General features: G+C 62.0%; 14 protein-coding genes and 2 pseudogenes. 10 read left to right on the top strand and 6 right to left on the bottom strand.

Features of this window, described 5'->3' with window-relative positions; genetic code table 11:
• Nucleotides 1-21 precede the first annotated feature (21 nt).
• Together FFS10_RS02785 and FFS10_RS02780 are read left to right on the top strand one after the other, a co-directional pair.
• Nucleotides 22-1083: an ABC transporter ATP-binding protein gene (locus FFS10_RS02785; RefSeq protein ID WP_137891245.1), complete on the top strand. Its 1062-nt coding sequence runs from the start codon at nucleotides 22-24 to the stop codon at nucleotides 1081-1083.
• 64 nt (nucleotides 1084-1147) lie between these two features.
• Nucleotides 1148-2200, top strand: a complete 1053-nt coding sequence (locus tag FFS10_RS02780; protein WP_212744075.1) for an alcohol dehydrogenase catalytic domain-containing protein — start codon at nucleotides 1148-1150, stop codon at nucleotides 2198-2200.
• Nucleotides 2201-2233: 33 nt separating this feature from the next.
• Here the strand turns inward: FFS10_RS02780 and FFS10_RS23820 are convergent, their stop codons facing one another.
• The 4 genes and pseudogenes from FFS10_RS23820 to FFS10_RS02760 all read right to left on the bottom strand — a co-directional run.
• The gene (locus FFS10_RS23820; RefSeq protein ID WP_212744074.1) at nucleotides 2234-2764 is read right to left on the bottom strand and encodes an SDR family NAD(P)-dependent oxidoreductase; all 531 of its coding nucleotides are present in this window, start codon (nucleotides 2762-2764) and stop codon (nucleotides 2234-2236) included.
• 77 nt (nucleotides 2765-2841) lie between these two features.
• The gene (locus tag FFS10_RS02770; RefSeq protein ID WP_137891243.1) at nucleotides 2842-4047 is read right to left on the bottom strand and encodes a cytochrome P450; all 1206 of its coding nucleotides are present in this window, start codon (nucleotides 4045-4047) and stop codon (nucleotides 2842-2844) included.
• 34 nt (nucleotides 4048-4081) lie between these two features.
• Nucleotides 4082-5308 carry an NAD(P)/FAD-dependent oxidoreductase gene (locus FFS10_RS02765; protein ID WP_137891241.1) on the bottom strand — a complete coding sequence of 409 codons (1227 nt, stop codon included), beginning with the start codon at nucleotides 5306-5308 and terminating at the stop codon, nucleotides 4082-4084.
• Between the two features lie 18 nt (nucleotides 5309-5326).
• Nucleotides 5327-6460 (bottom strand): annotated as a pseudogene (locus tag FFS10_RS02760) (ISL3 family transposase); the annotation flags it as partial.
• Between the two features lie 192 nt (nucleotides 6461-6652).
• Here FFS10_RS02760 and FFS10_RS02755 point away from each other — a divergent pair.
• A pseudogene (locus tag FFS10_RS02755) lies at nucleotides 6653-7943 on the top strand (IS4 family transposase); the annotation flags it as partial.
• 26 nt (nucleotides 7944-7969) lie between these two features.
• Here the strand turns inward: FFS10_RS02755 and FFS10_RS23740 are convergent.
• Both FFS10_RS23740 and FFS10_RS02745 read right to left on the bottom strand, forming a co-directional pair.
• A complete protein-coding gene (locus FFS10_RS23740) occupies nucleotides 7970-8209 on the bottom strand; it encodes a ferredoxin (protein WP_137891237.1) in 240 nt (79 codons plus the stop codon).
• Entirely contained in the window at nucleotides 8206-8394 is a 189-nt protein-coding gene (locus tag FFS10_RS02745) for a hypothetical protein (protein ID WP_137891235.1), read from the bottom strand. The genes FFS10_RS23740 and FFS10_RS02745 overlap by 4 nt, the downstream gene beginning before the upstream one ends.
• A 745-nt stretch (nucleotides 8395-9139) precedes the next feature.
• On the opposite strand from FFS10_RS02745, the gene FFS10_RS02735 reads away from it, so the two are divergent.
• The 7 genes from FFS10_RS02735 (at nucleotide 9140) to FFS10_RS02705 (ending at nucleotide 15422) form a co-directional block, all read left to right on the top strand.
• A complete protein-coding gene (locus FFS10_RS02735) occupies nucleotides 9140-10171 on the top strand; it encodes an SDR family NAD(P)-dependent oxidoreductase (RefSeq protein WP_249931139.1) in 1032 nt (343 codons plus the stop codon).
• 12 nt (nucleotides 10172-10183) lie between these two features.
• Nucleotides 10184-11038, top strand: coding sequence for a branched-chain amino acid ABC transporter permease (locus FFS10_RS02730; RefSeq protein WP_137891231.1), 855 nt, complete (start codon nucleotides 10184-10186; stop codon nucleotides 11036-11038).
• Nucleotides 11035-11955: a branched-chain amino acid ABC transporter permease gene (locus FFS10_RS02725; protein ID WP_137891229.1), complete on the top strand. Its 921-nt coding sequence runs from the start codon at nucleotides 11035-11037 to the stop codon at nucleotides 11953-11955. Before FFS10_RS02730 ends, FFS10_RS02725 begins: the two co-directional genes overlap by 4 nt.
• Nucleotides 11955-12713 carry an ABC transporter ATP-binding protein gene (locus tag FFS10_RS02720; protein ID WP_137891227.1) on the top strand — a complete coding sequence of 253 codons (759 nt, stop codon included), beginning with the start codon at nucleotides 11955-11957 and terminating at the stop codon, nucleotides 12711-12713. The genes FFS10_RS02725 and FFS10_RS02720 overlap by 1 nt, the downstream gene beginning before the upstream one ends.
• Nucleotides 12706-13440, top strand: coding sequence for an ABC transporter ATP-binding protein (locus FFS10_RS02715; protein ID WP_171016036.1), 735 nt, complete (start codon nucleotides 12706-12708; stop codon nucleotides 13438-13440). Before FFS10_RS02720 ends, FFS10_RS02715 begins: the two co-directional genes overlap by 8 nt.
• A gap of 232 nt (nucleotides 13441-13672) precedes the next feature.
• Complete coding sequence (locus FFS10_RS02710) at nucleotides 13673-14437, top strand: SDR family NAD(P)-dependent oxidoreductase (RefSeq protein ID WP_137891223.1); 765 nt, start codon at nucleotides 13673-13675, stop codon at nucleotides 14435-14437.
• A gap of 49 nt (nucleotides 14438-14486) precedes the next feature.
• On the top strand, nucleotides 14487-15422 hold the full coding sequence (locus FFS10_RS02705) for a DMT family transporter (protein WP_137891221.1): 936 nt from the start codon (nucleotides 14487-14489) through the stop codon (nucleotides 15420-15422).
• Nucleotides 15423-15441 lie beyond the last annotated feature (19 nt).

Here is a 15441-nt window from a genome sequence, read left to right as displayed (position 1 = left end):
GCGCCACAACGTGAGGTAGTAATGAGCAACATATCAATTAGATCAGTCGAAAAACGATACGGGGAAGTAGTTGCACTGAACAATGTATCGTTGGAAGTTCGACAGGGTGAATTCCTGACCTTGCTAGGTCCCAGCGGATCTGGCAAGACAACGTTACTGTCCATGATCGCGGGGCTCGCGCATCCCGATAGCGGTCAAATTTATCTGGGTGACCGGAACGTCACGGATCTGCCGCCGAACAAAAGAAATATCGGACTGGTCTTCCAGAGCTTCGCACTTTTTCCGCATATGAGCGTCCGGGAAAACGTCGCATTTCCCCTCAAGATCCGCAAGCTCCCGGAAGCGCAAATCACCCCGGCGGTCAACACAGTGCTCGAACGGGTGAAGCTCACTGGCCTGTCGGATAGAAAGATCTCTCAACTCTCAGGCGGTCAGCAGCAACGGGTGGCGCTTGCCCGTGCCCTCGTTTTCGAGCCGTCCATTCTCCTGCTCGACGAGCCGTTGGGAGCGTTGGACAAGAATCTGAGAGAGGATCTTCAGTTTGAACTGAAGCAGCTTCATAGTTCATTGGGAATCACCACGATCATGGTGACCCATGATCAGGAAGAGGCGATGTCGCTTTCGGACCGGATCGCTGTTTTCAACGCCGGAAGGATCGAGCAGATCGGTCGTCCGAGTCACATCTATCGCAACCCGGCAAGTCGCTTTGTGGCGAGGTTTCTCGGAACCGGGAACATTGTCCGTGGCGCAGTCAATGACAGCAACGGCGATCGTTTCGTTGTCAGCGAGTCGGGGTTGAGGCTGAATATCCCGACCGACTTGAATTCAGTCAAAGTTGGTGGCGCAGCCGAAGTGATGCTCCGGCCCGAATCCATTTCCCTGAGAAAGAGTGTGGCGGGTGACGGAATCAAGGGAAAGATACTCGGGCGCGTCTATCTGGGAGCTGCCAATCGTTACCGTGTCCAGTTGCCACACGGCGAAATATTCACGATCCATGCACCTTGTCTGGGCGAGGAGTTTGTTGAGGGGGAGGAAGTCGGCCTGAGCTGGTCACATGAGGATGTGAGGTTGGTCGGCGCGTGAAATTACGGCGAACGGGACATCGATCACGAAGTTTCCAGGGACGCCAGATAAATCAGTTTTTCGCTTGAAGGGCTACGAAATGAAGGCACTTGTACTTGAGGGTATCCAGCAGCTGGCCGTCCGGAATATGCCGGACCCTGAGCCCGCGGCGCTTGGCGTCGTGATCCGCGTGAAGGCCAACGGCGTGTGCCGCAGTGACTGGCACGCCTGGAACGGCGACTTCAAGCGCGAATTCCCCTTGATCATGGGTCATGAGTTCACCGGGGTTATCGAGGAGGTTATGCCCGGCGTAACCCGATTCAAAAAGGGGGATCGCGTGGTGGTGCCGTTCTCCGGCAGTGATGGAACTTGCGTTCATTGTCAGGCGGGCTTGTCACATCTGTGCGACAACCCCCTCTATCCCGGAAAGACCTATTCAGGGGGCTACGCTGAATATGTGGCGGTCCCGTTAGCCGATCGCAATCTTGTGGCATTGCCAGAAGAGATCGACTTCACGGCTGGAGCGGCCCTGGGCTGCCGATTCATGACCTCGTTCCATGGCTTGGTCGATCGTGCCAAGGTTCAGCCAGGCGAATGGGTTGTCGTCTACGGCTGTGGCGGCGTTGGGCTGTCGGCGATCAACATTGCCGCTGCGCTGGGCGCTCGAGTGATTGGCGTGGACATCAATCCGGACAACCTGGCTCTGGCCAGGCAGATGGGCGCTCTCCATGTGGTCAATAGCCTTGAAACTCCGCCGGTTGAGGCGGTTCTGCAAATCAGTGGTGGCGGCGCTCATGTGTCCGTGGACGCGCTGGGCCTGGCGCAGACCTGCGTCGACGGTCTTCTGAGCCTGCGCAAGACCGGCCGCCATCTTCAGATTGGGATCACGACAAAGAAAGACGCGGGGCACATCAGCGTTCCCATCGATGCCATGGTCTACAAGGAACTGACGCTCGTCGGATCGCTGGGCATGGCGGCGCATCGCTTCGAAGCCATGATTCCCATGGTGGTGCAGGGGCGGCTGAATCCCGAAAGGATGGTGAACAGGGAAATCACACTTTCAGAGGTTGAAGGTGTTTTCGAAAACATGACGAAATCCGCTGGCGCCGGGGCGTTCGTGGTCACACAGTTTCAGTGAACCCCGGCCGCTTCGGACCGCGGCATCGTCAATTCAGCGCGCCGTCCAAGACACGCACTGCGGCGGCGTGGCTGCGAAGGTGGCGGCTGTGCGCCGCCAGTGCTCAAGGCTCCGCGGGGCGGCTGCGGGGGACCTGACTGGGGTCGACGCGTCTGACAGGCTGAAAGAGGTGCAGGCCAAACGGCCCACGCATTTCAAGTCCGGATGCAATGGGCCTGAACCGAGGCGGGTGCAGATTGCATCCGCCCCGGGGTTCATTCGGGCTGTATGTTGGCTTCCTTGGCTAGACGGACGTACTTCGGCACCTCGGAGTCGATGAATGTCTTGAGTTCGTGAGGACGTCGATGCCACCGCGAAGCGGCGCTCGGCCTGCGAAACTGCTTGCGTGATCTGCGCCGAATCCATGACGTCGAGCGCAAGGCACAGCGCCGACTCGGGATCGTCGGCCACCAGATCCTGCACCTTTGCGGGTTCACGCGCGGTCACGACCACATCGAAGCCGCGCCTGAGCGCTGCTTGGGCGAAATGACGGCCGAGACCCGTCGCGATCCCGTGATGAACCATGTGGACATGCTTGTTGCTCCTGTGATTTCACGCGCCAGGTCGCGGCGCCGCCCCACCGACCGGAGGCAGGCCTGCGCCTACCACGCGACCGGCAGGGCCTTCACGCCGAATACGGTGGCGTGCTTGAACTGCAGTTCTTCGAAGGGCACCGCCAACCTCAGGGTGGGGAAGCGATCCAGCAATTTGTTGAGGGCGACTTCCATCTCGACCTTGGCAAGCGCCATCCCCAGGCACTGATGCACGCCATACCCGAATGCCAGGTGATTTGCCGGGTTTCGGGTAATGTCGAACCGGTCGGGATCGGGGAACACCGTCTCATCGCGATTGGCCGATTGCAGGACGGTGAACACTCCTTCGCCTGCACGAATCGGCTGGCCTCCAATGACGGTGTCCTTCTTGCAAAGCCGTGCGCCGACCGCGATGCTCTGGTTGACGGTGAGATAGCGAAGCAGTTCATTGACTGCGCTTCCCATCAACTCACGGTTGACGCGCAGCATTTCGAACTGGTCAGGGTGCTGCAGCAGCGTCAGTACGCCGAGCGCCAGCATGTTGGCGGTGGTCTCGAGGCCCGCGGCGAGAATCAGCTCGATCGTGTAGAGCGCCTCCTCCCAGCCGATATGGCCTGGCTTCACGTGATCGCGCAACAGCCGGGACATCACGTCATTGGCGTGAGGGTCCTGGTCCTTGAGCCGGAGTTGCTTGTCGAGATACGCGATCAGGTCCAATTGAGCCTGCTTGGCCGTCGGGCCATCCGTCTCGGGGTTCAGTTTGGTCCAGGACTTTTCCTGGGTGAATGCGAGATCCTCCAGCGGCAGCCCCAGATACTCCGTGATGATGGCGGTGGGCATCGGCGATGCAAAATCCGCGAACAGGTCCGACGGCGGCCCCTTCTGCTCTATCCGGTCCAGCAGTCCATCCACCAGTTCAGCCATTCTGGGCCGCAAGGTATTCGCCGCCTTCAACGTGAAATCGGCCGTGACCATCCTGCGCTTGACCGTATGTTCCGGCGGATTCATCCGCACGAACGTGGGGACCTCGGTCGGAACGGTGCTTCCCCGCCCCTCCGTCGCCGTCGGGTAGCCCGGTTCCGGCTTCTGGCTGAATGTCTCGCTGTCCATCAGGACGGCGCGAACGTTCTCATAGCGGGTGATCAACCAGACGTGCTGACCGTTCCAGAGTCGGGCTTTCACGAGCGGGTAGTGCTCCGTATGCTCCGCGAGGTAATTGGTCGGATGAGGGGGGTTCTCCCGAGGCGTGGGATAGTAGGGGCATTGCTGGGACATGTGCTTCTCCGGTTAGGTTTGCCGTATCGGCCGATTACAGGTTTTCCGCCGCCCACTTGCGGAGTTCAAAACCCGAGGCGACCGCCTCGGCGGGTGAGGGGCCCAGGCGTTTCGCCAACAGCTTGCGTGCGGCCATGAAATCACTGGCACGATTGACGCTTTCAACGGCCACCAGTTGTCCGCGCTTGAATAGAAGCACGGAGAAACTTCGCTCTTCGAGACTTCCGGTCACGACGGATTCATCGTGGCCCGTCGACAGGCCTGAGATTTGCAGCTTCAGGTCGTACTGGTCGGTCCAGAACCACGGAACTGCCGCATAAGCTTCGGGCTTTCCAGTCAGGCGAGCAGCCACGGCGCGCCCCTGGTCAGCGGCGTTTTGAACCGACTCGAGTCGGATGCCACGGCCCGCATGAACGTCAGGAAAAAAGGCGCAGTCGCCGATCGCCGAAATGGCTGGATCGGAAGTCAGCAGGTTGCAATCGACCTTGATGCCGTTGTCGATCTCCAGACCCGCGTCCGCCGCCAGCTCGATATTCGGCACGGCGCCAATGCCGACGACCACGAAAGCCGCGGGCAGCATGGCGCCGTCCATCAACTTGACGCTGGTGACTCGTCCCTCGTCGCCATGGATGCCCGCTAGGCCCTGTCGAAAATGCAGATTCACGCCTGACGCCGAGTGCACGCATGCAAAGAAGTCCGCGGTCTTCGCGGAAACGACGCGAGCCATCGGCCTGTCCGCGACCTCCAGGACATGGACGCAAGCGCCGAGCGCGCGGGCCACAGCGGCAAATTCAAGCCCGATGAATCCGGCCCCCACGACAACCACGTTTTCGATCGATGCAAGACGCGCCTTCAACGCGTCCGCGTCGGACAGGGTTCGCAAACCCAATACACCCTGGAAGTCCGCGCCGGGAAGCGACAGTTCCCGGTGTCGGGCGCCGGTGGCAAGCACCAGGTGGTCATAACCGAGCGTGCCACCCGATCTGAGCCTCACCCGCCGACGGGTTCGGTCGACGGACTCGACGCGGCCTTCAACGAGCTCGATCCGGTTCTCGTCAAAAAACGCCTGAGGCCTGAACGCCAGTTCCTGCGTTGTCGCCTTGCCAAGCAAATAGGCCTTCGACAGCGGAGGCCTCAGGTAGGGAGGGCCCGGCTCGTCCCCGACGAGGGTGATCGAACCGGAAAATCCGCATTGCCGCAGCGACGCAGCGGCCTGAAAGCCCGCTTGTCCTGCGCCGACGATGACGATCGAATTAATCATGTTGGCTCTTCGTTGATTTCAGTGGGATCGAACACTCGCAGACAGGAGATCGAGCTTGCCGCAGAAGAACAGGATGCGTGTGCGGAAGTTGTCGAAGCAGCGGAAGCCCCGGGCATTGGCCTTGATGGTCTGGATGATGGAGTTGAAGCCTTCGGCGGCCGCGTTGGTGATGCGATGTTTGGTGTAGTTGAGCAGTCCATCGCGGTGACGGCGAAGCATCTTGGTGACGGACTTTATGGGCTCGATGCGGCTGCGCATCGCGCGTGTGGCCCAGGCATCGAAGAAGCGCTCGGCCGACTTCGGATAGAGGTAGTCCCAGAAGACGGTGAAGCTCTCCTTGAGCGACCAAGCCCGGCTGGTCTTGAGATTGGCCTGGTACAGGTGGCGAAACGCCACCGCCTCGGCGCAGCGCTTGTCGGGCAATGACCTCAGCCAGTTGTACTTGGTGCCCGTCAGAGGCGACTCTCCCTGGGAGCGTAGTCGCTTGTGCTCGGCTCGGCGCACCTGGTCGACTGCGTCGTTTAGGTACTTGGAAACGTGGAACTTGTCGTGCACGATGTCCGCGTTGGCCAGCATCGTGCGGGCCGCGCTCATGTAGGCCGGCCACATGTCCATGGCGATGGCGCGCACCCCGGCGCGCCGCTCGACGCTCAAGCTGGACAGCACATCCACGGCGTCTTCGAGCTTGCGCCCGGGCGTGACCTCCAGCACCCGCGAGCGATCCACGTCGGTCAGCACGCTGGCGTAGTTGTGGCCGCGTGCAAAGCTCTTCTCGTCCAAACCCAGGTGGCCTATCGGCTGCTGCGTGCGTCTCGCCAGGCCGCGTTCGGCGGCACGGGCGATGACGTCGTTGACCGTATGCCAGTCCAGCTTGATCAGCTCGGCCACGCGGCTGATGTTGGCTGCCGCTTGCAGCAACCGCACGACGAAGGCTTCCATCATCAGCGTAATGCGGCTGTAGCGTTCCGCCCAGGCAACTGCCGCATCCTCCACCCGGCCGCTCTTGTAGTTCAGGCGCGGCACTTCGGCCACGATGCGCGTCTCGAATTGGCACGTGTCCAGATGCCGCCATTCGCGTTTGACCCAGCCATGCACATGCGCCCGGTCGCAGCCGGTCTCAGGATCACCCCATACCGATCCCACTGAAATCAACGAAGAGCCATCATGTTCATGCCCCGGGTACGCTCGATCTATCTCGCGCCTAAGACGAATGGCACTTACTTTGGCTGTTTGGCATCCAGCGACGCGCGTAAGTGCTTGAAGGCAAAGGCAGGTGGCTGACCCAGGATCGATAGGATGGTTGTTTACGAAGCACCCAAACCATCTTTCCGAAGGCCAGCCACCATGGATCGTAATGCCCAAAGCGCTCTGCATCAACGTCGCCGCAGCATTGGGCGCCGGGCGAGATCGACCGAGGCGGTGGAATTCTTCAACGTGCTGACGAGTCCGCAGCTGCTGCAGATGACCGAAGCGCTGCTGCCCGAGCACCGCGAGCGGCTGTATCCGCCGACGGTGACGTTGTCGATGTTCATGCGTCAGGTGCTGGAGGCCGATGGCTCGTGCCAGAAGGCGGTCAACGGCTGGGCAGCGCAGCGCGCGGCCGACGGTCTGAGCGCGTGCAGCGTTCGCACCGGCGGCTATTGCAGGGCGCGCCAGCGCCTGCCCCTGGAGATGGTCAGTGCGCTCACACGCCAAACCGGCAGCATGCTCAGCCAGAAGGCGCGGGCGCAATGGCTCTGGCGCGGCCGCGCGGTCAAGCTGGTGGACGGCACCGGGCTGTCGATGCCCGATACCCCCGAGAACCAAGCCGTGTATCCCCAGCCCAGCACCCAGGCGCCCAAGGTCGGCTTCCCGCTGACGCGACTGGTCATGGTGATTTGCCTGGCCACCGGCGCGGCGCTGGATGCCGCGATCGGGCCACACAGCGGCAAAGGCAGTGGCGAACTTGGATTGGTGCGCGGCCTGGTCGAAGGCGTTCGCCCAGGCGATGTGATGCTCGCCGACGCCCTGTACTGCAACTATTTCCTGATCGCCTCGCTGATGGCGGCAGGCGTGGACGTGCTGTTCGAGAAAAACGGATCGCGAATCACCGACCTTCGACGCGGCCAGTCGCAGGGCACGCGAGACCACATCGTGCGCCGGCCCAAGCCGGCCCGTCCGCAGTGGATGACGCCCGAGCAGCACGCGCGCGCCTCCGATGAGATCACGCTTCGGGAAGTCAAAGTCGCCCACAAAGTGCTGGTCACTACGATGGCCGATCACCGCCAGGTCAGCAAGGCCGATCTCTCGGCGCTGTACGCGCGACGATGGAACGTCGAGCTGGACCTGCGCAACCTCTAGACCACGAAGGGCATGGACGTACTGAGCTGCCAGACGCCTCCGATGAATGAGAAACAGCTGTGGGTCCATGCGCTGGCCTATAACGTGGTCCGACTGCTCATGGCGCAGGCCGCTTCCAATGCTGGCGTGGACCCGCGCGGGTCTGAGCTTCGAGCACACCGTGCAACTGTGGACGGAGTGGGTGGCGCGAGGGCTGTCGGCGGCGGAGGACAACCAGCGCCTGTCCATGCTGATCGCCCAATGCAAGGTCGGCTATCGGCCCGGGCGCATCGAGTTCAGAAGCACGGCAATGCGTTGAAGCCAAAGTAAGTGCCATTCGGCCTAAAACGATTTGGTTTGTGACTGGCCTGCCGATTCGGACGGGTGATCCTCCTCGAGATGGATCACAAAGGCAGGACATAGGTGGGCGGCTCTGCGGACCCCCCCCTCTTCCGAGGGATCAGGAATCTGCTTGAGCAGAATGACCGAGCCGTCCGCATCGCTTTGATCGAACACGGTGGGTGCCTCGGCGACACAGTGACCAGCTGCCACGCAGCGTGGAACATCTACTCTGACCTTCATTGCATCCTCCTCGAATCTGCCGCGGCGATGCCCGAAGGCGTGCCGCTGTCAGCCAACGGGGCGATCACCCCAGTTTTCAAGGTTTGAGCACTGACACCGCCATGAAGGCTCACGGACAGCCCAACACAGGCGGCGAGCGTGGAGGCGGGTATTCCAAGTTTTCTGATCTTGCCAATTGGGCTCATGAGGTGATCTCCGTTGATGATGAGGGACAGGACAATGATGCGGTTGCGCCCAAGAGGCGCAGCGCGTTGGCGGAAATGGTCAACCAAACGCGCTTAACCGCATTGGTTTTAATGTAATTCGCGGACCGGAAAGACGGGATCAGGGTTAACCATTAGCGGACTGCAGTGAATGCCTGCTCGTAGAAAGTTCAGTTCCAGTCAAACCCAGAACGCTTCGCCAAGCTCGAAGCTCATTGAAAAGAAGGCTCGGACGGATGGCTACAAGCTGGCATCGGTGGGGTGCTGGGATGACGTGCCAGCCGAGAGCTTCTGGGACCAGCCTAAGGAAAGCCAGTCTTTAAGGCGGGAGATTAGCCACCCGACGCGAGGCCAAGGATGCGGTCCTGACCTTGATGGCCTCCTAAAAATGGCTTCATCCGACGCTGGGTTGCCTCAGGGACTAACGGGGTACGAACAACGCTGGTACGAGGCACAGCGCAAAAAGGCGGCGTAATCGATGGGCTAAGAACTACCCCATTGAGAGGCAAGGTCAGCGTCAGCGCGCTCGTAAGACCAAGGGTTAACACTAACGCCTAGTCGGTCTAGATCTTACTAGAATCCATTCAGCGTCTAATGATTAACCATTTAGTGGAGAATTTATGGACCATTTTGGCGGCGTCGCAAAATTGGGTCGAGCAGCCTTGAGGTTGGCTGGTGGCGTCGGACTGTTCGGGTGAGTCTTCTTGGCGCTGTGAACGCGCAAACCTTGAAGATTGGCCTGATCACCGACCGGACCATCGTGTCCACCCATTGTGGGTTACATCAAGAACGGCAACCTGGTCGTTGTGGGCAAGCTGAAATCGCCCAAGGCGGGGCGCTCGGGGCGGGGCATCGATCGCCCCTGCATCTGAGCGCGTCATCGACCGAACTTCACAGACTAACCGAGGAATTTGTGTTGACTCAGGCAATAGAGAAGGATGGCACATCGTGGCTCGGCCTTGCCGGACGGGTTTGTGTGGTCACCGGCGCCGGCAGCGGCATCGGAGCCGAAACAGCGCGCCAGTTGGCGGTTGCCGGGGCTCGCGTGGCGGTCATCGACCGAAACGGCGACGCCGCGGCCTTAGTGGCTGCTGAAATCAACCGCGCCGGTGGCCGTGCGATCGCCATTGAGGCCGACGTGTCGCAGTCGCAAGCGATCGTTGCCGCAGCCGAGCAGGTTCAAAAGGACCTCGGCGCGTGCGAGGTACTCATCAACAACGCCGCGTTGGTCGGATACGCCGGACCGCTGTTGACGGTGGACACGGTCCAATGGAACCAGGGCCTCGCGGTGAACCTGACAGGGGCACTGGTTTGTGCGCAGGTGTTCACCGCGCAAATGATCGCCGCGGGCAATGGCGGAACCATCGTGAACGTCGCCTCGATCTGCGGTCATTTGCCGCTGCCGCACGGCGGGGCCTACAGCGTGAGCAAGTCCGGACTGATGATGCTCACGCGCATGCTGGCTCTGGAGCTGGCCGAGCACCGAATCCGTTGCAATTCCGTATCGCCCGGCTATGTGCGCACGCCAGCGACTGCCGCCGCCTACAGCGAAGCGGTCATCGCCGAGGGACGCCGACGGATGATACCGTCCGGCCGCATTGGCGAGCCGGAGGACCTGGCGAACGTGATCATGTTCGCGGCAAGCGATCGCGCGGCCTATCTCAACGGCGAGGACATCCTCGTCGATGGGGGTGTCCACCACGCGCTCTTGGCCATCATTCCAAAACAGGCATCTCCGATGCCGTCCACTGGACGCTGAGGACATCCAATCATGTTTGAACAAGTTCTCGTCAACGGACTTCTCGCCGGCTTGATCTACGTGATCATGGCGCTGGGGTTCACGCTGATCTTCGGCATCATGCGCATCGTGAATTTCGCCCACGGCGAGTTCTACATGGTGGGCGCCGTTCTCGTCCTAGTGCTGTTCGGCCAGCTGGGCTGGCCATTCTTTGCAGCGGTGGTAGCGGGCGGCGTGATCAGCGGCCTGCTCGGTGTGATTCTCGAACGGCTGCTGTTTCGCCGCCTGATCGGCGATGAAATGGCGGGCATGATCATGTCGCTTTCGGTCGGGATCATCCTGCAATCCCTTGCGCTGATCGTGTTCGGTCCCGCCGAAGAGTCGGTAAAGCGCCCGTTCTCGGGCACTTGGAGCCTCGGCAGCGCTGTCGTGCCCTGGGACCGGACGATCGTGGCGCTATGCGCGATGGCCATCATCCTGCTGTTCTACCTGTTCCTGAAGCACTCTCGCTTCGGGCTGGCGATGCAAGCCGTCGCGCAGGACTCCGAAACATCCAGCCTGATGGGTGTCGAGTCGGGGTCGATGTATGCGTCGGCGTTCGGCTTTGCCTGCCTGCTGGCGGGGCTGGCGGGAGCGCTCATGGCCCCGATCTACACCGTCGGTCCCCACATGGGTGAGCTGCCGATGCTCAAGGCCTTCGTCGTGGTGATCCTCGGGGGGCTGGGCAGCTTGCCGGGCGCCGTGGCGGGGGGGCTTCTCCTGGGCTTGGTCGAATCGGGCCTGTCCACGCACTTCGATTCCACCATCGCGCTGGTTTCATCCTTCGCGGTCGTGCTGTTGGTCGTCATAACTCGCCCGACGGGCCTGATGGGAAGGAGTTTGCGATGAACAAGAAAGTCATTCTCGTCGCCTGTGCGCTGCTGGCATTCGTGCCTTGGGCATTCGGCAACAACTACATCCTCCATATCGCTACCATGGTGGTGATCATGGCGCCGATGGCGCTGAGCCTGAACATCATGATGAAGCTCGGGCAGTTGTCGATTGCGCAACCCGCCTTCATGGGCATTGGCGCCTATGGCAGCGCGCTGCTCACGATGCGACTTGACTTTCCGCCGGCGCTCTCCATGCTGTCGGCCGCGGCCATCGCCGCCGCGATGGCCGCGGCCGTGGGGCCGGTCTTCCTGCGCATCAAGGGTTTGTATTTCGTGCTGTTGACCTATGCCTTCGCGCAGATCGTCAACCTGATCTTCCAGGATTGGACCTCGCTGTTCGGCGGCAACAACGGGCTGCACGGCATCCCCAAGTTCTCCATCTTCGGAGTGCGCCTGGACGACGTGCACCAGTACTATGTTCTCGGGCTCCTGTTCACGGTCGCGACCTACGTGACCATGCGGGCCATCGAACGTTCCGATATCGGCGCCATCTTCGAGTCGCTCAATGAGAACGAGATGCTCAGTCGCGCGATCGGCTCCAATGCCCTCGCATGGCGCATCGCCGCGTTCACGCTCAGCGCCTTCGTCGCAGGCATCAGCGGCGGCATCTATGCTTTCTACCTGGGCTCCCTGTCGCCGGACCCGTTCGGTTTCCGCGCCTCGGTCGACCTGATTGTGATCAATGCGGTGGGGGGCGTTAGTTCGGTGCTCGGTCCGGTGCTGGGGGCGATCCTCATCGTGCCGCTGCCCGAGGTGCTGCGCGACGCGCGCCAATACCAGCTCCTGGTCTATGGCATTTTCCTGCTGGTATTCGTCCTGTTCTTCAAGCAGGGACTGGTTTCTCTCATTCGACGCTCCGGGAAGGGTCACTGATGGCACACATGCTCGAGGTGCAGAGCCTGAGCCGCCGCTTCGGCGGCCTCACGGCGGTCTCCGAAGTTTCCTTCTCGGTCGACAAGGGGGAGATCTTCGGAATCATCGGTCCCAATGGCGCCGGAAAGTCAACGCTCTTCAACGTGATCGCCGGCCATTACCGGCCGAGTGCCGGCACGGTGGCTTTCGAAGGCAAGGACATATCGGGGCGCACCAGCGATGAAATCGCTCGTCGCGGGATCGCGCGCACGTTCCAGGCGGTCAATGTCTTCACGCAGCATACGGCGGAGGAGAACCTGCGTCGCGCCGACGTCGCGCACCGCAGTCACAACCCGTTCGCCTACATCTCCGAGCGCAACCGGTCGGGTTCGGCGAACTTGAACGAAGTCGCGCGCTTCATCGGAGTGGCCGATGTCCTGGGCGGCGCGGCCGGCAGCCTCGCCTACGGATTGCAGAAGATTCTCGGTATCGGCATGGCGATCATGGCTTCACCGAAGCTGATCCTCATGGACGAGCCGGCGGCGGGCCTGAACCCGTCGGAGAAGAAGACGGCGGCCAAGCTCATCCGCCGGCTGCGCGACGAGCGTGGCATCACCATCCTTCTGGTCGAACACGACATGCCGCTGGTCATGGGCGTCTGCGACCGCATTCTGGTCATCAACCAGGGTAAGCCGATCACCACAGGAGCGCCGACCGCAGTGAAGGCCAATCCTGCCGTGATCGAGGCCTATCTCGGTGAGGAGTACGAATTTGCTTGAGACCACCCACCTCAGCGTCGATTACGGCGGCGTTCGCGCACTACGCGACGTGTCGGTCCAGATTCAGGACAAGCGTATCGTGGCCATCATCGGGGCCAACGGCGCCGGAAAATCCACGCTGCTCAAGACGATCGCCGGCCTGGTTCGGCCCGGCAGCGGCACCGTCCGCCTGGACGGGCAGGACATCTCCGCCCTCAAGCCGCACGAACGACTTGATCGCGGCATCGTGCTTTGTCCCGAGGGGCGGCGGCTGTTCCCCGATCTGACCGTCCAGGAAAACATTCGCATGGGGGCGTACCGGATGCGCGACAAGCACCAGTTCCGCGAGCGACTCGAGCAGCTGCACGCCATTTTCCCGCGTGTGGCCGAACGCAGCGGGCAGGTGGCCTCGAGCCTGTCCGGCGGCGAGCAGCAGATGGTGGCCATTGCCCGGGCGTTGGTCAGCAGGCCGCGCATTCTCATGCTCGACGAGCCGACACTCGGCCTGGCGCCCAAGATGATTCACGAAGTCGCCAAGCTGGTGCAGGCAATCAACGCCGATGGCGTCACAGTCATCATCGTCGAGCAGAACGCACGGCTCGCGCTCAAGATCTCGGACCGGGCTTACGTGCTCGAGACCGGCTCAGTCGCCCTGCAGGGCGCAAGCGCGGATCTGCTCAATAGCGACAGCGTCCGCAATGCCTACCTCGGTGGCAATGCGCAGGCGGAAACCGTTGGGGCCGAGTGATGGGCGCGGCGAAAGTCGCCGGTGCAGCGGGAAGGCACGCCCCGTCCCTGGAAATACGTCGCGATCTACGAATACGAAGCCGAGGGGTTGCAGCAGCTCTTCGACGCCCTGGACGCCAGGGCGGGAACGCCTCGATTACCGAGTTGGTCCATCGCAAGGCGTGAGATTGTGGAAGGCCCAGGCGTTGGCTGCGTGGAGCCCTTGAACATTTACATCGGAGGATAGTAAGACCATGGGAAGACTTGACGGGAAGGTTGCCATCATCACCGGCGCCGCGCGCGGCATTGGTGCCGCTGCGGCGCGGCAGTTCGCACATGAAGGCGCGCGGCTCATGCTGGTCGACATGCGGGAGGGACCGCTGCGGGACTTGGCTACGCAACTGGGGGAGGGCGTGTCGTACCGTGCGGCGGACGTCACCGACGAAGCCGCCATACGAAGCATGGTCGAGGAGACAGTGCGACTGCATGGAAAGGTCGATGTCGCGCTCTTGAATGCCGGCATTCCGGGTGAAAACCATCGGCTCGTCGATTGCCCGATCGAGTTGTTCGACAAGGTCATGGCGATCAACGTTCGTGCGGTGTGGCTCGGTTTGAAGTACCTGATGAAGGCGATGGAGGCCGCGGGCGGCTCCATCGTGATCACCGCATCGACGTCCGGCGTCCGGGCAATCCCGAACCTGTCGCCCTACGTGACGTCCAAGCACGCGGTAATCGGTCTCATGCGCGCCGCTGCTCTGGAGGGCGCGTCGAAGGGGATACGGGTCAACACCGTGAATCCGGCCACCATCGACACACCGATGGTCCAGGAACTCGAAGCGGCCCAGGCAGGCAAGGGCGCCAGCCGGGATGCGATCTATCGCACGATCCCGCTGGGGCGCTATGGCGAAGCCGACGAGGTGGCCAGCATGATGCTCTTTCTGGCCAGCGACGAATCGAAGTTCTGCACGGGCGCTGTCTACATGGTCGATGGTGGAGCGACCGCCGGCCGGCCGATCTAGTGCGCCCGGTCGTGCGCCAGGCAAGAGCGCAGGCCCTCCCAGGAATGTCATGACCCACGCATCACACCGCCCCATTGCGGGCATCCTGTTGATGGTCGCGGCCGCGGCCACCCTTGCGGCGCTGGACACGACCACGCGCTACCTTGGCGCGTTCATCGTCGTCACGCTGATGTTGTGGCTTCGCTTCGCAATGCATGCGGCGGTGATGGCCACGTGGATCGGCGTCTCGGCGGACAAAACCTTCCGAACGGCAAATCCGCGCTTCCAGCTGCTGCGCGGAACGTTGTTGTTCAGCGGATCGGCCATGGCCTTCCACGGTTTGCGTTACCTGCCGGTGGCGGAGTGGACCGCCATCGTGATGACCTCGCCGCTGCTGATCACCTTGCTGGCCCGGGTCTGGCTCAAGGAAAAGGTTTCGCCGCTTCGGTGGCTGCTCGTGGCCGGAGGGCTCGCTGGCACGCTGGCCATCATCCGTCCGGGCAGCGGCCTGTTTGGCTGGGCGGTGCTGCTGCCGCTCGCCACGGCCTTCACGAACGCGTTCTTCCAGGTGCTGACGAGCCGCCTCTCGCCTCACGAGAATCCTTACACGACCAACTTCTACAGCGGCATTATCGGCACCGTACTGGCCGTGCCGTTCCTGGTCGCCAGTTCACAGCACATCGGCGCCACGCTGTCAGCGGCGTCGCCGCTGCATCTGGCGCTGCTCTTGAGCATTGGCCTGCTGGGCACCGGGGCGCATCTGTTGCTCATCATGGCGTTGGGCAAGGCGCCGACGGCGACGCTGATGCCGTTTGCGTACGCGCAGATCGCGGTAGCCACCTTTCTCGGGTGGATGGCACTCGGCGCGGCCCCCGACGCCTGGAGCTGGTTTGGCATCGTCGTGATTGCGCTGTGCGGCGCCAGCAGCGCGTGGCTCAATGTCCGCGACTCGGCGCGGCAGTGGCGTCCCATGCCTCAGGTGGCGCCGGATCCGGTAGTCGATTGAAGCGGACATTTTCAGGAAG

The organism is Ramlibacter sp. 2FC, assembly GCF_005503345.1.
In the GTDB taxonomy this organism is placed as follows: Bacteria; Pseudomonadota; Gammaproteobacteria; order Burkholderiales; family Burkholderiaceae_C; genus SCMQ01.
Note: the sequence above shows the minus strand (reverse complement) of the source record. Positions and strands in the feature narration are given on the sequence as shown.